We start from the raw sequence: 17873 nt of genomic DNA on the forward strand, positions 1-17873 counted from the left end.
GCGCATCTTGCGCCCGTTTTTCTTCATTATTCATTATTCAGGTAGTTGAGTTAGGCTTACACTAGGGCTGGTTGGCCGTGGTGGTGTTCTTTTTTATTTTCCAATTCAGCGGTCTCGCGCTCCAGTTCCTCGGCTGACTTGTCAATTAAGACAATCTCCGTCTGCTTGTCCCAGCCAAACTTAGCCAGAATGCGGTCGAAGCCATAGTAGATGATGGGCACTACAATCAAGGTCAGGAACATGGAGGAGCTCAGACCTCCAATCAAGGCCCAGGCCAGACCGTTCTTGGTCGCGGCTACGGAGCCACCCGCTAACGCAATCGGCAACATACCAATCACCATCGCCAGGGTCGTCATCAGAATCGGACGGAAACGGATGCGTACGGCTTCCAATAAGGCGCTCTTCACGTCATGTCCTTCCTTCTTCATCTGGTTCGTGAAGTCCACCACCATAATCGCGTTTTTAGCTACCAGACCAATCATCATGATAATCCCCAGGATGGAGAAGATACTCAATGACTGAGCGGCCAAGGCCAGAGCCAGCAAGGCACCTATGATCGCGAGCGGAATAGAGAACAAGACCACCAGCGGATACACGTACGAGTCATACAGGGCCACCATGATCAAGTACACGAAGATGATAGACGCCAGCAAGGCAATCCCAAGCGTACCAAATCCTTCACTTTGGTTTTTCAAGTCACCAGCGTAGTCAATGGTCACACCGTTCGGTACTTTTATCTCGGACATGCGGGTTTGAATGTCAGCTCCTACGGAACCTGACGGACGGCCAATCACCTGCGAATTCACGTTCAACGACGTCACGCGGTTGGTACGCTCCAACTGAGACGGACCTGTAGACTGCTTAATGTCGGCGAACTGGCCTAAGCGTACCACTTTTCCTTGGTTGTTCACTAAAGACAGGTTGGCAATGTCGGTCACGTTGCGGCGGTCAAACTCATCCAGACGAATGTTGATGTCATAGTCTTCAGTACCGGAGCGGAAGGTAGCGTCTGTGTTGCCGGAGAACGCCATCTGCATACCGGCGCCCACGCTTTCTAGCGTCATGCCCACGCTCGCCATCTTGTCGCGGTCCACCACTACTTCAATCTCCGGGTTACCGCCTTCCACTGACACTTCCACGTCCACGGTACCTTCCACACCTTCCACCACCTTCGTTACCCGGTTAGAGAAGGCGATTAGGGTGTCCAGGTCAGAGCCCGATAAGACTACCTGAATGGGTGCCTGGGCGTTTCCCACCAGGCCCACTGGGACCGGGGTTACTTCCACGTTGGGCAGTTTGCTTTCAATATCAGCTTTTACCTGGCGGCTGAATTGCTGCGTGCTGAACAAACGATCTTTCACGTCTACCAAGGCCACAGAAAGTTCAGCCTGGTAAGCAGAGGTTTGACCCTGCTGCGACGAAGCCGTGGTACCTACTGTGGTAAACACGCGGGTAACTTCCGGAATGGTGCGCAGGTACTCTTCCACCTGTTTAGTGGCGAAGTTGGTTTGCTCTACGGTAGAGATTTTAGGCAACTCCAACTGCAAGCTCACCTCACCGCGATCACCGGCCGGGATAAACTCAGACCCGATGAAACCTAAGGGCACCAGCATGAACGAGGCAATCAACAGCAGGAAAGTAACACCCAAGGTGATGAACTTGTGGTTGAACGCCCACTTTAAAATGTTAGTAAAGCCTTCAATGATGTTGTCTAATTGGCGTTCAAACCACAGAATGAACCGCCCGAACATGTTTTTGTCAGACACGTGCTCCAGTTTAGAGAAGCGGCTGGCCAGCAATGGAATTAAGGTAAAGGCCACAAAGAGCGAAATCATAGTCGCAATGGCCACCACCACCGCAAACTGCCGCAGGATGTCAGACACCAGACCGGTAGACAAGGCAATTGGCACGAACACCACCACAATTACCAGGGTGATGGAGGTAACCGTCGCCATGATTTCCTTGATACCGTCATAGGCAGCCTGAGCAGGGGTTTTACCCATCTCCATGTGCCGGTAAATGTTCTCAATCACCACAATGGCATCATCTACCAGAATACCTACCACCAGCGACAGGGCCAGTAATGACATCAGGTTCAGAGAGTAACCCAGCAGGTACATTGCAATGAAGGTAGCCACCAAAGAAGCCGGAATCGACACCATCACAATGATGGCGTTACGCAAGGAGTGCAGGAACAGCAGCATTACCACGGCCACCAGAATAACGGCAATCACCAGATCATGGATCACCGAGTCAGCGGCTTCTAAGGTAAAATCAGAGCTGTCTGAGGCAATATTGAATTTCAGCCCTTCTTTGGCGTAGATTTTCTCCAGGTTGGCCAAAGCGACTTTGGTCTGGGCACTCACCTCTACGGCGTTGGCGTCTGACTGCTTCTGGATGGTAATCCCTACTGACGCTTTGGAGTTAATGCGGCTCAACACCTCCACGTCTTTCTGGGTATCCTGCACTTCAGCCAGGTCAGACAAACGTACTGTTCCGTTCTGGTCAGACTTGATGACCAGGTTGCGCAGTTGGTCCAGGTTCTGGTACTTACCCGCTAAACGAAGCTGGGTCTGGCCGTTCTCGTTCTTGATTCTACCGGTTGGGAAGTCTAAGTTAGAATTCTTGATTCGCTGTTGCACTTGCAGGATGGAAATCCCGTAGGCTTCCAGTCTATCGGCTTTGATGTTTACTTTGATCTCCCGCTCAGCACCACCCAAAATTTTGATCTGGGCCATACCGGGTACGCGGGAAAGCTCTGGCTTGATCTTCTTGTCAATCAAATCAAAGAACTCCGTGGCGGGCATATTGGCCGTGGCTCCCATTTTAATGATGGGGAGATCGTCAAAGTCAAACTTGTTCAGGGTGGGTGAATCTGCGTCTTCAGGCAAGCGGGCCAGAATGGTGTTTATCTTCCGCTGGGCGTCCTGCAAGCTCAAATCTACGTTGGTGCCCTGGTTCAGCTGAATGGTGACAATGGAGAAACTCTCCAGCGAGGTACCTTTCATCTCCTTCACGTTCTCCAACGCTGAGAGGGCATCTTCAATCTCCTTGGTCACCGAGTTCTCCACCTCGTTGGGAGAGGCTCCCGGATAAAGCGTAGTAATGGTCAATACCGGAGGGCTGAACTTAGGCAGCAACTCGTAGTTGAGGGAATTATAGGAGACAATGCCTAGCAGGGTAAGGACCGTAAAGACCACCACCACCAGGGTTGACCGCTGGATGGATAATTTGGTTATGTTCATTTTCTAAACTTCTTCTGTAAATAGAAAAGCGAATGCAATTACTTAAGGGCGGTCACCTGAATGCCTTCGCGCAGGTTAAGCTGGCCGCTCTGTACTATCTTCTCATTGGACTGGATACCGTCCAGAATCTCTACCTGGTCTTGGGTCACCGTGCCCACCTTCACTTTGCGTAGATTGGCTTTGTTGTTGTTCACCACCCAAACGCTTGGGTCCTGAATGCTACCCACAATGGCTTCACGCGGTAATAGAAGCGCGTCACGTTGGGCATTCACCGGGAAGAAGGCGGTACCGTACATACCTGCGCGTAGATTGTTATTGGCCGTGTTTTTCACTTCAATCTCCACGTCAAATTTCAAGCTGGCGTCAGCGGCTGCGCCGATGGCAGTTACGGTGCCATCATATTCCTGGGCACCTCCGGCATTGGCGGTTACTTTCACTTTTTGGCCGCGGTTAATCAACAATACTTCGGCCTCAGACACCTTCACGTTCAGTTTCAGGCGGTCTACGTTCACAATGTCATACATCTTGGTACCGGCGTTGGCGTTCAGGTAAGAACCCACTTCAATGTACATCTCGTTGATCTCCCCGTTGATAGGCGACGTAACGCGGGTATTGGATTGGTTCTGGCGGGCAAACACTAATTGGGCGCGGGTGGCATTCACGTTGATCTGGGCTTCTTCTAACTGGCGCTTGGTCACGGCATCACCGGCAATTAGGTTCTTCATGCGCTCCAAATCTTTCTGGGCTTTCTGGTAGTTGGCCTGGGCGGTGACCAGGTTGGCATTCATGGTATTGTCCTCCACTTGCAGCAATAATTCACCGGCCCGCACCTTGTCGCCTTTGCGCTTTAGTACCCGCTGAATTTGGCCAGAAATCTCAGACACCAACGTCAGGTTTTGCACGGGTTTGAAATTCCCTTGGGCGGTGAAGGACTTGTCCAGCTTGGCAGATTGAACGCCCGTTAGAGTAACCGGAATGGCTTCGCTCGTGATTTCAGCCACGGCTGCGGCGGCCGTCATTTCTTGTTTATTATTGTTGAGTGTATAGGCTACCGCGCCCACTAGGACCACAACAACGAGGATATAAATCAGCTTTTTCATTTTTTAAGAAACAGAAGAGAGTTATTGAATTAGGTTTTTGATTTCGCCACGGGCTCTGATGTAATCCAGCTGGGCTATTTTGTATTTCAAGCGTTCGTTATTCAGGTTCGTCTGGGATTCGCGTAGGGCTACTTCCGCTTCCAGCAGATCCGTTAGGGGAGAAAGTCCCTCTTTGTACAGGCTGTTGGTGGTAGTGTACACCTCCTGCGCAAGTTTCACGTTCCGCTCCTGGTTCTGAATGGCCAATTGGCTGGCGCTTATCTGCTTCAGGGCGTTGTCTACACCCATCTGCGTGCTGAGCGAAAGGTTCTGCAGGTCCAATTCGGTTTTCTGGACATCCAACTGGGCCTGTCTGATCTGGTTTTTCCGCTGGAAACCGTCGAAAATGGGTACGTTCAACCGCAGCCCCAGCACGAATGTGTTAAACCAGGGTTTGCTGGTGTCCAGGAAGTTGAACTCCTGCCTTTGCGCCTGGTACACGTATTGCCCAAAACCCGCCAGATTAGCGTAGGCACGGCCCTTGATGTTCTCCACGTTCAGCCCATACAGTTTTCGCTGGGTTTGCAGGGCCTGGTAGTCGGTGCGTTGGGCCAGGATTTCCTCGGTATTGGAAGTCAGAGGCAGCACCGTATCAGTGAGCGTGGTCTCGTTCGCAATCTCTAAGTTTTGATCCATGGGCATGCCCATGAAGAACTTCAAGGCGTTTTTCTGCTGCTCGTAAGCGGCGGCCAGGGCTTGGCGCTGGTTTTCCAGGTTGGTTTTACTGACCGTGATGCGGTTGACATCTACCTTCTTGGCGAAATCATTCTTGTACTGCAGCGTCAGGATTTTCTCCAGCTGTACCAAACGGTTGTAGTTGGCCTCAATGGTGTTGAACTGCTCTTTGGTCTGCAAGGCCTGCAAATACGCCGAGCTTACATTGTAGAGCACGTCTTCCTGGCTCATCTGGGTGCGCAGGCGGTACAGGTCGCGGGTAGTGGCGGCAGCTTCTAAACCCACAAAGTACGACTTGCTGAAGATCAGCTGCGACAATTCAAGTCCACCGTTAGCCGTGTATTTGGTACCGAATTGCACGGGCACAAACGTACCGGGCTCCCCAATAATTTCACCGGGTAGCAATTGGGTTGGGATGGATGGGTACATGCTCAGTTGACCTACGCCATTGATCTGCGGCAAACCAGAGCCCTTGGCTTCTTTTATCCGGTACCCGGCCCCTTGCTCATCTAAGTGAGCCTGTTTAACTGCTATGTTGTTGCCGGTAGCAAACTTAAGAGCTTCCTGCAACGATAGCACTTGGCCCGAAGATGGGGTTTGGGCAAAACTGAACCTCACCAGGATTGTCAGGAAAAGGCTCAGCAGTAGATGCTTTTTATTCACGGTTTTAAAAATGTTAAATTGTTCTATATTATGTTTTTAGTTCTTGAAATTGAGAACTAATTAGGTAAAAAATATTACTTCCTGTTTTTAAGCCACTTTTCCAAAAGCACCGGTACTTCAGCGGAGAGAAACTCCATGAACTCAATACGGTCCAACACTTTTTTACTCATCTCCGGATTCTTGTTGCCACGTAGCTCATTGGCCTGCCGCAGTAGTTTACTGAATGCCAGAACAGAGTTCATCTTGTTTACCACCTCCTGTTGCCAATTATCCAGGAGCGCACTGAAATAACGTTTTCTATCGCCTGGAAAGGTGGTGTACTCAATGAGCCGTAATTGAAGCAGTAAGTTTAAGGCATTGCTGGTGGCACTCTTACTAATGTTGAGCGTATCAATGATCTCCTCAAAAGACAAGTGGGTCTGGTCAGAAACAAACAACAAACCCATGATGCGGCCTACCACCGGCGGGAAGCCTTGTTGCTCATGGTAAATGCCAATTGTTTCTATCAGCTGTTTCTGTTCCTGAGATAAGTTTGCCACGTAGTTCTCTTGTTGTTAGGTGTAAGAACAGCACAAAGGTATTAGTAAGTTTCTTTAGTTCTTAATTTCAAGAACTAAAAATGATAAAATATTTTTTAGCCTGGCGATATGGGGTAGAAGAAATAGGAAAAAGGCAGAGTATCAGGGTATGGGGGAGAAAAGCGGAAGGACGTTTAGAGCCTGGTTTATTATAACCAGGCTCTAAACGTCCTTCCGCTTTTAATATTAACAGATTCAAAGGAGAGAGTATCTCCATAATCAGCCCCTTGATGGCTGTTCCTGCTATTTTTTGTACCGGCCGCCAAAAATGTCTTTGGCATTCCAGGTAGGGCGCTGGGCAGCTTGGGCTACCTGGTAGCTGATCAGGAAGTTCAGTTGTACGTACCGCTTGCCAGCCTCAAAGTCAAAGGAATCGTTGAGCTCATCCTGGGGCTTGTGGTAGAACGCTGCGCGCCAAACCTCTACCTGCTTGTTCAGGTTGTTCTGCCCGTCTTTGGTTTTATTGCCGTACTTGATGTGCAGCGCTGGAATGCCTTGGGCCACGAAACTGAACTGGTCGCTCCGGATAAACCGGTTCTGGTCGGGCTCCGGGTCTGCTTCCAGGGCAATGCCCAGATAACCGGATGCATTAGCTACCGGACCTTTCAGGGTCGAATGCTCGGCGCCCAGAGCCACGGCTGATAGGAGCGGGGCAATAATGGTGGGCATATCGGTATTGATGTTAGCCACTATGTTTTGCTTGGGTACTGTAGGGTACTTGGCGAAGTACGCAGATCCCAGCAATCCCATTTCCTCCCCAGTCATCAGCACGAACAGGAGAGAGCGTTTCGGTTTCTGTTTTAACTGCGAGTACACGCGGGCAATCTCCAGTACACTTGCCACACCGGAGGCATTGTCATGCGCGCCGTTGTAAATAGAGTCACCTTTTATTGGTGCCCCAATGCCCATGTGGTCTAAATGGGCGCTGTGTACCACGTATTCGTTCCGGAGGGTAGCGTCTGAACCGGTGATTTTTCCCACTACATTGTAAGAGTCGAAATCCTGGTAAACGGAGGTATACCGTCCTTGCAGGGTAGCCGGGAGAGCGACTGATGCTGGTGTTCCGCCTTTCAGTTTCGCTGACACTTGCGCCGTGTCCAGACCTGCGCCTTGCAGCAGGGTGTTGAAAGTAGCCGCATTGATATAGGAGAAAATCTTGGACTGGTCAGACACAAAGCTCCCCGAGGCAGCCACTTTGCCATCGGGGGTCATGACGCTGTTCACGCCTTTGCTCAGGTCTGGAACCGTGGCTCTGGGGTTAGAACTTGTGGAGCCAATAATCACGCCCACTGCGCCGTGATTTACCGCATTCTGCAGAATAGTGGAAAAGTGCATGCTGGCCGCAGCAATAGTAGATTGAAAGTTTTTAGGCGCTCCCCGCAAAATCACCACTACTTTGCCTTTTACATCAAGGTTGGCGTAATCGTCATAGCCAACTTCTGGGGCAGTGATGCCATAGCCCGCAAAAGCCAGCGGAGCCTCTACCGTCACAGAAGGATTCTGAGGATTAGGGTAAAGAGAGAAGTCTCTGCCTTGCACCAAAGGAATCGTTTTTCCGCCGGAAGTGAGGGCAAAGGTAGCGTCTTTGCCGGTGAAGGCTTTCCTGATTCTTACCTGCTGGGTGTACGCCCCGTTTTCGCCGGCTGGCTGTACCCCAAGTCCTTTGAACTGCTGTACCACGTAATCTACGGCCATCTGGTAGCCGGGCGTGCCGGGCAGACGCCCTTTAAGCTTGTCATCGGCTAGGTATTGGATGTGGCTTCTGATGGCTAAAGGCTTTACCATTTCCAGGGTTTTAGCCACATCTTTGTCTAGCGTAAGTTTTTGTGCGAAGGCAGGGCCGGAAATAAGCAGGGCACCAAAAAGGAAGGATTTGAATTTCATTTATGAAATAAGGGATATCAGGTGAAGGTTTGTTTTTGTTTTAGCTTTTCACGGCTTTCAACCAAGCCTCGGCCATGAGCTTGGCGCCAGCCAGGGACGGATGCACGCCGTCATACGTCCAGTACACCCCTGGGGCTTGTTTCTGCGCTTTTTCATACACGCTCTGGTAGGGGATAAAGGTGGCTTTATACTGATTGGCCAGTTCACGGGCAGCCTGCCGATACTCATCAAAAGCTGGAAACCACTTCTCGTCCACGGCCTTGATGCCTTTCACTGCGAAGGGTTCACCAATGATCAACTGTACCTCGGGCAGGCGTTGCTTTGTGCGGTCCAGCAGGGTCTTATAGTCTTGCTGGTAGGTTTGCAAGGTACCCTTGTATCCACTGGAGAGAGTATGCCAGAAGTCATTCACGCCAATTAAGATGCTGAGCACATCTGGTTTCAAGGCCAGGGTATCGTCTTCCCAACGTTCGGCCACCTGGTACACTTTAAAACCGCTAATGCCTTTGTTGTAGATCTTCAGGTTCTTCTCAGGGTGCGCGTGCAGTAATTCAGCCGAGGCCAGCATGGCGTACCCGCCGCCCAGGTTTTTGCTGGTGCTGAATTCCTTTGACTCCCGGTTTCGGCCCGCATCTGTAATAGAATCACCCTGAAAAAGAATGGTGCTGTCTTTCTTCAAAGAAATGGAAGAACGCTTTTCTCCGGCGAAAGCTTCGGTGAGAATACTGGGAATGGAAAAAGCCGTTAAGCCTCCCACTGCCGTTTTCTTGATGAAATTTCGGCGGTTGTTATCTGAGGAAGAGGTCATAGAATGTTAGTTTCTGGAGGGAAATTACTAAAATAAGCAAGAACTAAGTAACCATAGCACAGGCTGTGCCAATTGATTCGTTCCCTGTTGATTTTACAACGTTTTTGTCAAAACACTTCTAAAATAGATTTCACTCTTCCTTTATCTTTCCCTAGCTAAATTTCGCCTCCGTTCGCATTTCGTTTTACGCTCCTTTTTTTAAAAACACTTTCAAAGCCTCAAGATGCTTTGAAGGGTGGCGCAGAAACTTTGCTGGGTCTTACAGACTTCAGAAAGGAATGAAATAAAAATCCCTGCCACTAAAGGTAGCAGGGATTTAAAGTATGTTGAAGAGTTGTAGTCTAGAGGGATGGCCTCCTGCCTAAGCAGAAAGGAAAGCTTCCGTTATTAGCGGTTACCCTGCTGCCGAACCGGAACCGGAATGGGCTGCAAAGTTGGGCCGGTTAACCTTGAAATCAAATTTTTCAATAACGTAGCAATAGAAGAAAGCGTGTTATTAGTCATGGGTTTAGAATTCAATTGTATTGTGAAATTTAACCAGGAAGGCCCCCTTTTGTCAAAGTTGCCCGAAGTTCACTGAGCCTGTCCTCTCCCTTCTATGGGTACCAACGCCGGATTTACTTTTTGATTTTACGATAATAAAATATTTCCGCCTAAGTTCAAAAGTAAATTCCGTAATGATTCTTGTATCTACAACAATAATGCCAGCTTAGGTGTTCCTTTTTGTACCATTTTAAGTTGATCAAAAGGAGCAGGAATGGGGCATTCTAGCTTACTGGTTACGTATTAGCTTTTCACCTACTGTTCTGCGGAAAGGCTTCTGTAAGATAACCAAGAAATCAAAAAGATGTTACTACTGTGATTGATTAATATTACAAGGAAGTGAGAAAAACTGATATTGTGCTCGTAGCTTTTTAACTCCTTCTTATAGCTATTTCATGCTTATAGCTATTTCATGGTCCTCCACTGCACACAAAGTAGGGTTCTTTTTGATGTAAGTACAAGTTCTATGCTCAGTTCATCAGTAAGAAGCACACTTCAGGTCCTCACATCACTATTCAAGTCAAAGCCACTTTTGCTTTAAGTATGCGGCTTAAGAAATTCATTTACGCCACCAGTCCGGGTCACCTCTCTTTTTAGTCGCTTCAATCTATTTTAACTTGCCTCTAAGGGGTAATAAGGCCAAGTTTGTAGAGCAAAAGCCGTTCCATAGCTCATAAGTTCTAAATCCATTTATAGAGTTTACTGTTATCAGGGCTGTTTTTGGAAATAAGCCTTAAAACAGAATAGGTGATAAAGCCTGTATGAGCTCACCCTTTCCAGGAGGTTTGTTCATGATTGTTTTTCATATCATTTAATGATTGGTTTCAAACGGAGGAGTCCCTTTCAGAAGGGCTCTTCTTTTATCTTTCCTGGGAGCGTAAACTTCCGTAAGAAACGGGAAGCAGAATATATCAGTAGTTTGAACATCACTTTGAGTAGTTTAGAGCATGTTGCAGGCAGAGTCCTATAAGAAAGGCTTATGGAAAATAGCGTTGATCACCTCCGTGGGATGGGGAGTCATCAGCCTTTTTCCGGTGGTAAACGCAAGGAGGCCTTTCTTTATGGATAGCAGAGGACCTAGGTCACCTAGAAGGATGGACCGAACCCAATTTGGCCTATCCCAAGAAGATATGATCCTGACTTCTGTTTGGATCTTTCTGCTGATGCTGTGTCTATGGGGCATGAATATCTTTCTGTATGGCCAATTCAGCAGGTTGAATTGGAGTGAGAAGGCAAGGAACCTTACCCGGTACGCCACCAGTTACTTACTTACAGTCATTGTCTATTATGGATTGTTGACCCTAATATTCGTGCTTGTGGATGGCCCTCCACCTCGTGTTTTTCCATTGATTGTGGCGCTCACAAACAACACCATCGTGCTAGTGCTCATGGACCTGGTCATTCTGCAACGTAAAAGTGCCCAGATAGCAGTAGAGAACAGCCAACTTAAGATGAACCACGCCATTGCGCAGCACCAGCACCTCAAGCACCAACTCCAGCCGCATTTCCTGTTCAACTCGCTCAATACATTAAAGACACTTATTAAAAAGAAACGGCCCGAGGCCGAGGAATACCTGGTGCGCTTGTCTGATTTGCTCAGGGCCTCTATTACCTCTGAAAACAAAACCACTATCCCGCTGGAGGAAGAGCTGAAGCTTTGCGTAGATTACCTGGAGATGCAGAAGGTTCGGTTTAAGGACTCGTTTTCCTATAAAATTGAGATTCCGCCCTCTCTTCTCACCTCCAGTTGCCTGCCCATTTTCTCCCTGCAACTGCTGGTGGAAAATGCCATTAAGCACAATGCATTCACCATAGAAGAGCCCTTGTCCATCCAGATTTCTTATAACAACAAAGATTCCATTGTGGTCTGGAACAACAGGAAACCGAAGCAGACGCTGGAGCCATCCTCCGGCATTGGCCTGAAGAACCTGTCTGAGCGGTACCAAGTCATCTGCGGAGATGGCATCAACGTGGTAGAAGCAGACCATTCCTTTTCTGTAGAACTTAAGCTGCTAATAAATGAATATTGTCATCATTGAAGATGAGCCCCTTACGGCCGAGGACCTGGAGGACACTCTGCTAGAGGTGGAACCCAGCGTACGCGTGGTGGCGGTGCTGGCCTCCGTGAAAGCGGCAGTAACGTATTTCACCCAAAACCCCGCCCCAGACCTAATCTTCTCTGACATACAGTTAGGCGATGGGTTGAGCTTTGAGATTTTTCAGGCAGTGCCCATCACCAAGCCGGTGGTCTTCTGCACCGCTTACAACGAGTATGCCTTGGAAGCCTTCAAGGCTAATGGCATTGACTACATCCTGAAGCCCTTCAACAAGGCTATTATTGAGAAAACGCTGCTGAAATACAAACAGCTGCAGGCAAACCTGGCCCCCGAGAGACCAGATTACCAGGCGCTGCTGCAACTGCTGGACAACCGGTTAGTGCAGAAGCCAAACTCGGTGCTGATGTTTCAGCGGGACAAGATCATCCCGTTGCCCATTGACCAGATTGCGGTGTGTTACTCGCAGAACTTAATTACGCACGTGGTTACGTTTGACCAGCGCAAGTTCACCCTCAACCAGAACATGGAAGAGATGGAAGCCATGTGCGGGAACCAGTTTTTCAGGGCCAACCGGCAGTTCCTAATCCATTACAAAGCCATCAAGGAAGCCTCACAATATTTTGGGCGTAAACTTTCCGTCACGCTCACCATACCTTTTCCGGAGGAAATCATCATCAGCAAAGCCAAAAGTCCGCTCTTCTTAAACTGGCTCGGAAATAAATAATGCGCAGGGACGCTTACCTAATGGGGGAAAGTTCCTCAATGCACATCATAATAACATGGAACCACAAAATGCCTCACCAGAAATACTAGAAACAAAAATAAACCTGATGAAGAAGTGTCTGCATCAACCTGATTTCAATCAGTTGAGCAGGCAAAGCAAGGTGTTATTTATCCAGGAACTCAACACACTTCAGGCTCAATTATAGTCTTTGCAGAGACAAAAAGTCAAAGTCACTCAGCGGAAGATGTATTCTGAGTAGACCTTTCTCTGCCTCCTTCTCTTTTCTTCTATTTACAGCCCTTTTCCAAAAACAGGCGCAAAATCATTCCTTTCTACTATTCTCTCCAATTTTGTCATCTTGGAAAGATCTTGTGGGCGAACTAAAAGGCTTTGCGATAACGCTACTACTGTTTTCCCACAAGTTCCTTTCAGGATGACAAAGAAAATAAATGCGCAAAAAGAGTTGAGGTTCTCCTTTGCTTGCTTTCCCAGCAGCACCTGTTTACACGCATCTATGTAAAAGCATCAAATAACTATCAAACGTTTCGAGCATGGTTTAGCCCGGTTCATCTCGAGTGGCCTGATGATCCGTTGTATCCTTGCTGGATTTGTGCCAAACTCCCTCTCTTGTTTCAACCCCTTTTCTGAAAAACGGTCCCAAATCAGGCTTGTCATTTGACATGCCTGTTCTGTCCGCTTCACTTTGGGCTTTGGCCGTTTGGCGGAATTCTCAAGTTTTTGGTCCCTTTCTGGCACCTGCTTTGCAAATGGGAGAACAAGCAGGCAAACCGCCTGAAAGACTAAAAATATAAACCCTTAATCTTAACTAGAATGAAAAAGTACCTTGTAATGATGGCCCTAGGTTTGGCGGTAGCCGGAACTTCTTACGCGCAAACTACTCCGCAGCAAAGAGGCAAAAACCCTGAGAACAGATCAGAGCAACGCAAAAACGACAAAGGTGAATTCCACCGGGGTGGCGAAAAACGTGCCCAACTCTCACCTGAGGAAAGAGCTACCAAGCGCACTGAGATGTTAACCCAGAAACTGGACCTGAATAGTTCTCAGAAAAGAAAATTACAGGCCATCAATCTGAAGCATGCTCAGCAAATGGCAAGCTTCAAGGGGCAGAAAAGTCAAAGAAACCAACTCTATGGAGGCGAAGGAAATGACCAGCACCGTCAGCAGATGCAACAACTTCATGCCTCCTGGGAGAAAGAATTCAAAGACATCGTGAGCAAAAAGCAATACGCTCAGTATGAAGAAGAGCGCAAGCAAATGCAGGCAAACCGTGGTAACCGCAAGGGCAGAGAAGAAGGGAAAGATACCCGGGTTAGAAGACAACAGAACGGCTAAGTAACTCAGTACCTAATGAAAGGAGCAAGCCAGTTGGCTTGCTCCTTTTTTTGTAAATTTCACAAAAAAATAGAATGCTTTAGATCTAAAAAGCACAAATGAGTTAAGTAGCGGCAGGTAAAGTAATATGGAAGGTGGTGCCCTTGCGCTCCTCACTTTCCACGTCAATAGAACCGCCGTGTTGCTCCACCAGTTGCCGGCAGATGCTTAACCCCAGGCCTGTAGACTTTTCTCCTTTTAAACCCCGTCGTCTGGCTTTGGAGAAGCGATCAAACAGGAGCGGGCGGATTTTCTCCGGGATGCCGATGCCTTCGTCCATCACCTCCACGTGTAGGTTCTTTTTGCCTTCCCGTACCTTAATGTGGATGGTCCCATGGGTGGGGGTGAACTTCACCGCGTTGGAAAGCAGGTTGTCCAAAACCCGGTGGAAGCGTTCTTTGTTCAGGTTGGCGTATAATGGAACTGGAGGGTACTGAAGGTGCAGGTTTCTTGATCCCTGTAATCGGGATTGCCACTCCAGATGTACTTGCTGCAGAACGGTGCAAAGATCCAGTTTTTCCAAAGGAATTTCTTCCACCAGGTCTTCACGGGCTACATACAGTATTTCATTGATAGTAGCTTTAGAAGATTGGCAACTGGTCAAAATCAAGTCCAAGTATTGTATTTCCTGCTCAGGAGATAAGTTCTTCTTCTGGAGCAGGGAGGTGATCATCTCTATGTTGTTGAAAGGGCTTCGGAGGTCATGCGCCACAACGCCCAGGATTTCTGACTTAGCCTGGCTCATTTTCTGAATTTCCTGGTTTTTCTTTTCAATCTCCTTCAATTGAATGAAATGTGTAGCTCTATAGCTGTACATGACACGAGAGAGAAAATAGAAGCAGACCAGAATGACAAAAGACACGCAATGGTTCAGGATTTTCTGCTCCGGGCTAAGAAAAGAAAATTGAATCATCAGGGTGAAAGCCAACGAGGTGAGAGCCACCAGAAGCAAAGTCTCCAGGTACTCAAAGTCCCAGAGAAAAGCCACCGTCACCAATCCCAGAAGGTACATGGTGAGCGTGTTTTTAGGATTTGACTGCGCAATAAAGGTGATACTCAAACAACAGCAAATAAAGGCAAACCCGAAGCCAAGACACACCAACTGCCCTAACCAGCGAGAAGAAGCGATTTTCTTGTTATTTAAGAAAAAGTGCTCTAAACAAAGAGTTGTAGCTGAGAGTGAAACCAAAGAAATGTTCAGGCCTCTAAAGAAAGAAACGTGCAGCGTCTGGTTCAGGAGCGGAAACAAAAGCGGTAAGAGCAAAATGCCGCAAGAAACCGACATGGCAAGAGAAGCCACCATCCGGAGTTTTTTTAAGTTTTGCAACACATAGTCCTGCCTGAATGCCTTAAGTGGCAATTGAGCAGGAGCATTAAAAATGTAGAATTTCAACGTATACTCTGGAATGGAAAAAGTCAAGCAACTACCTGGAGGAGAAGGGCAAGAGGCACTGCACAAAAGTAGCAAAAAGTCCTTTCATGATAGGTAAACAGCAAGGTGCCTTTTAAAAAAATCGGAGTCTCTAAAAAGGAATAGTGCAACGTCTATATAGGGCCTTTGGGGAGTGCTTAAGGGGAATGTGCAGATCAGACTAGACCTGTTGGGAATTAGATTGTTAGCCGTAATTTGCTAAAACATAAAAACATAGAAAAATTCAGATTTTTGGCAAGATTCTTGGGTTACGTGGAGAAAGCGATTTTCTACTTGTTTTTACCAAAACGACCACGAAACGGACCCCTGTTTCTGCGCCGCTGTTCAATTTAAATATCGTTCTTATGAAAACCTTTTTACAACGTATGTGGGCGCTGGGGGCGATTGTCCTTGTAGCCTTCAGCCTGATCGGTTCCCCAGAGGCCCAGGCCCGTCCGGGCGACCGTGTGTCGTTCCAGACGTTTTATGATGAACTGGAGCCTTATGGCCGTTGGATCAATGATCCGGAGTATGGCTATGTGTGGTCACCAGATGTGGAGTGGGATTTTCAGCCGTATGGCACCCGTGGGCACTGGGTTATGACCGAGTACGGCAACACCTGGGTGTCTGATTATGATTGGGGCTGGGCTCCATTCCACTACGGCCGCTGGATGTACGACGATTACTACGGTTGGCTTTGGATTCCGGGTTCTGAGTGGGGGCCTGCTTGGGTTAACTGGCGCAATGGCGGTGGCTACTACGGCTGGGCACCCATGGGGCCCAGGGTTACCTATGTGGTGGCTCCCGTGAGGTGGGTGTTTGTGCCGGTAATGTACATTACCAGCCCCCGCATTTACTCTTACTGCGTACCCAGAACCAAGGTGGTGAACATCTACCACAATACCACCATCATCAATAATTATTACGAGCGCTACAACCGTAAGTATGTGTATGGGCCTAGAACCCAGGACATAGAACGTGCTACCAACCGAAGGGTGAACGTTTACCGGGTAGACAGAGACAGCCGTCCGGGCAGAACCACACTAGCCGATAACTCTGTTCGGATTTACCGCCCAGACGTAAACTCGCGCCGTGAAGAAGCACCTGCTCGTGCCATTGCCAGAAACAGCGCCACTAACCGGTCAAGCTTAACAGATTCTAACAGAGGTGCCGTAGGCAGAAGCGATAGAAGCAGCAATGTAGATAGAAGTCGGGTTGGAAATGAATCCGGAACTTACCGCAGCCGCACTGGCCTGGAATCAAGTTCAGAACAGCGCAGCGTGGAAAGAGAAGGAGTACGCACAAGAGAAGGGGTGAGAGGCGCTACTTCTGAGAATGGAGAGTATTCCACCCCATCCCGTACCAGAAGGGCTGATTACCCGCAACGGTCCTCTGCTGAAATGAATTCTACCGGTACCCGCACCCGTAGGTCTGATGCAGCAGTCCAGCAACGATCTTCTGAATCACCAGTGCCACAACGGCCAGAGGGCTCGTATTCTCCCCGGCGGGCAGAAGCACCTTACAGCCAGGGACAATACCAGACCCGTACCCGGCAGGAGCCTAGCGGACAAGGTCAATACCAGCAAAGAAGCCGCCAGGAAGCTGCTCCGGTCCAGCGCCAAGCTGCGCCCCGTCAGGAGTCATCCTCTGGAAGCGAACCAACTACCCGAAGAAGTAGAAATTAACGTTTTTGATTTAATGAATGATTGGAAAACCGCACTTCTTTGAGGTGCGGCTTTTTTTTGTCTTGGACCAACATTTTAGGAATTCAGAAAATCAAGAATCAAGTTATTTACTTTATCTGGTTTTTCATGGTGCAGCCAATGGGTGGCCTCTTCTAAATACACAAGGTGGCCGTTCAGGCATTGTTCTATGCTGGGTTGTGCTAATTCAGCTCCCAGAAACTGATCCTGCTTCGCCCAGATCAGGAGGGTAGCCACTTCTACCGGATTTGGCGATTCTACCGTGTTATACTTGTAGGCCCGGTACCAATTAATCATGTTCTCCAGAGCACCGGGTTGTTTCCAGGCTTCTTTGTAAGCGGTGATGTCTTCCTGGCTGAACGTATTAGGCAGGGCAGAGCCTGTCAGGGTGTTTTCCAGAAGTTTAAAGTCAAACGTGCTGCTCACAGTTTCCGGTACCCAGGGAATCTGGAAGAAACCCGTGTACCAGCTTCTAAGCATCTGTCTGGGGTTGCTGGTCAAGTGTTGATGTATCACCTTTGGATGAGGCATGTTCAGAATCACCAGCTTTTCCAGTAACTGCGGATAATGCAACGCTACATTCCAGGCAACACCTCCACCCCAGTCATGCCCCACTAAGACTATTTTCTGGTCTGTAAGCTGCGGAATTAAGCCCACAATGTCCTTTGTGAGTTCATCAATGGTGTAGGATTTTACCCCTTCGGGTTTGCTGCTGAGGTTGTACCCGCGCTGATCTGGAGCCACTGCAAGCCACCTTTGCTGCGAGAAGAAGCTCAATTGATTTTTCCAGCCGTACCAATGCTCCGGGAAGCCGTGCAGAAACAAGATGACTTTATCATTTGGCTGACCTGCCTCTACCACGTGAAGTTCAATGCCGTTGGTAGTGTAAAAGCGTTCCCTTGTCTCCATGGTTGCATTGCTGGTTAAACTCTTTCTACGTGAACGTGAAGAATACTTCTGTTTCCTGCATCTTTTTAAAAAATCTGGCCTAATAAAGGGGCTTACATTCTTACCACAGTTCTCCCGAAAGGCATAGCTAGTTTGTTAAGCG

At 48.5% G+C, this 17873-nt stretch carries 12 protein-coding genes; 4 read left to right on the top strand and 8 right to left on the bottom strand.

Features of this window, described 5'->3' with window-relative positions:
• Positions 1-56 precede the first annotated feature (56 nt).
• The 6 genes from DC20_RS14815 to DC20_RS14840 all read right to left on the bottom strand — a co-directional run bounded on the left by DC20_RS14815 (position 57) and on the right by DC20_RS14840 (position 8992).
• Positions 57-3245 carry an efflux RND transporter permease subunit gene (locus DC20_RS14815; RefSeq protein ID WP_062544549.1) on the bottom strand — a complete coding sequence of 1063 codons (3189 nt, stop codon included), beginning with the start codon at positions 3243-3245 and terminating at the stop codon, positions 57-59.
• 38 nt (positions 3246-3283) lie between these two features.
• Positions 3284-4345, bottom strand: coding sequence for an efflux RND transporter periplasmic adaptor subunit (locus DC20_RS14820; protein ID WP_062544550.1), 1062 nt, complete (start codon positions 4343-4345; stop codon positions 3284-3286).
• Positions 4346-4366: 21 nt separating this feature from the next.
• The gene (locus DC20_RS14825) at positions 4367-5722 is read right to left on the bottom strand and encodes a TolC family protein (RefSeq protein ID WP_245652219.1); all 1356 of its coding nucleotides are present in this window, start codon (positions 5720-5722) and stop codon (positions 4367-4369) included.
• A gap of 74 nt (positions 5723-5796) precedes the next feature.
• Entirely contained in the window at positions 5797-6261 is a 465-nt protein-coding gene (locus tag DC20_RS14830; protein WP_062544551.1) for a GbsR/MarR family transcriptional regulator, read from the bottom strand.
• A 282-nt stretch (positions 6262-6543) separates the two neighbouring features.
• Entirely contained in the window at positions 6544-8184 is a 1641-nt protein-coding gene (locus DC20_RS14835) for a M28 family peptidase (protein ID WP_062544552.1), read from the bottom strand.
• A gap of 40 nt (positions 8185-8224) precedes the next feature.
• Positions 8225-8992, bottom strand: a complete 768-nt coding sequence (locus tag DC20_RS14840) for an SGNH/GDSL hydrolase family protein (protein WP_062544553.1) — start codon at positions 8990-8992, stop codon at positions 8225-8227.
• A 1673-nt stretch (positions 8993-10665) separates the two neighbouring features.
• On the opposite strand from DC20_RS14840, the gene DC20_RS14845 reads away from it, so the two are divergent.
• The 3 genes from DC20_RS14845 to DC20_RS14865 all read left to right on the top strand — a co-directional run bounded on the left by DC20_RS14845 (position 10666) and on the right by DC20_RS14865 (position 13669).
• The gene (locus DC20_RS14845) at positions 10666-11574 is read left to right on the top strand and encodes a sensor histidine kinase (protein WP_169788189.1); all 909 of its coding nucleotides are present in this window, start codon (positions 10666-10668) and stop codon (positions 11572-11574) included.
• Entirely contained in the window at positions 11555-12316 is a 762-nt protein-coding gene (locus tag DC20_RS14850; RefSeq protein WP_062544555.1) for a LytR/AlgR family response regulator transcription factor, read from the top strand. The genes DC20_RS14845 and DC20_RS14850 overlap by 20 nt, the downstream gene beginning before the upstream one ends.
• 831 nt (positions 12317-13147) lie before the next feature.
• Positions 13148-13669 (top strand): DUF4890 domain-containing protein, encoded by a 522-nt coding sequence (locus DC20_RS14865; RefSeq protein ID WP_062544558.1) that lies wholly within the window; start codon positions 13148-13150, stop codon positions 13667-13669.
• Positions 13670-13772: 103 nt separating this feature from the next.
• Here the strand turns inward: DC20_RS14865 and DC20_RS14870 are convergent, their stop codons facing one another.
• Positions 13773-15101: a sensor histidine kinase gene (locus DC20_RS14870; RefSeq protein ID WP_157593172.1), complete on the bottom strand. Its 1329-nt coding sequence runs from the start codon at positions 15099-15101 to the stop codon at positions 13773-13775.
• A gap of 383 nt (positions 15102-15484) precedes the next feature.
• Between DC20_RS14870 and DC20_RS14880 the strand changes: the two genes are divergently transcribed.
• Complete coding sequence (locus DC20_RS14880) at positions 15485-16804, top strand: DUF6600 domain-containing protein (protein ID WP_071885476.1); 1320 nt, start codon at positions 15485-15487, stop codon at positions 16802-16804.
• A 75-nt stretch (positions 16805-16879) separates the two neighbouring features.
• Here the strand turns inward: DC20_RS14880 and DC20_RS14885 are convergent, their stop codons facing one another.
• A complete protein-coding gene (locus tag DC20_RS14885) occupies positions 16880-17731 on the bottom strand; it encodes an alpha/beta fold hydrolase (protein ID WP_062544562.1) in 852 nt (283 codons plus the stop codon).
• Positions 17732-17873 lie beyond the last annotated feature (142 nt).

It is taken from the genome of Rufibacter tibetensis (assembly GCF_001310085.1).
In the GTDB taxonomy this organism is placed as follows: domain Bacteria; phylum Bacteroidota; class Bacteroidia; order Cytophagales; family Hymenobacteraceae; genus Nibribacter; species Nibribacter tibetensis.

Excerpts from the sequence above, each read along its gene's own strand:
- DC20_RS14850 (WP_062544555.1), top strand. The coding sequence starts at position 11,555 with ATGAATATTGTCATCATTGAAGATGAGCCCCTTACGGCCGAGGACCTG.
- DC20_RS14845 (WP_169788189.1), top strand. The coding sequence starts at position 10,666 with ATGATCCTGACTTCTGTTTGGATCTTTCTGCTGATGCTGTGTCTATGG.
- DC20_RS14835 (WP_062544552.1), bottom strand. The coding sequence starts at position 8,184 with ATGAAATTCAAATCCTTCCTTTTTGGTGCCCTGCTTATTTCCGGCCCT.
- DC20_RS14815 (WP_062544549.1), bottom strand. The coding sequence starts at position 3,245 with ATGAACATAACCAAATTATCCATCCAGCGGTCAACCCTGGTGGTGGTG.
- DC20_RS14880 (WP_071885476.1), top strand. The coding sequence starts at position 15,485 with ATGAAAACCTTTTTACAACGTATGTGGGCGCTGGGGGCGATTGTCCTT.
- DC20_RS14840 (WP_062544553.1), bottom strand. The coding sequence starts at position 8,992 with ATGACCTCTTCCTCAGATAACAACCGCCGAAATTTCATCAAGAAAACG.
- DC20_RS14865 (WP_062544558.1), top strand. The coding sequence starts at position 13,148 with ATGAAAAAGTACCTTGTAATGATGGCCCTAGGTTTGGCGGTAGCCGGA.
- DC20_RS14885 (WP_062544562.1), bottom strand. The coding sequence starts at position 17,731 with ATGGAGACAAGGGAACGCTTTTACACTACCAACGGCATTGAACTTCAC.
- DC20_RS14820 (WP_062544550.1), bottom strand. The coding sequence starts at position 4,345 with ATGAAAAAGCTGATTTATATCCTCGTTGTTGTGGTCCTAGTGGGCGCG.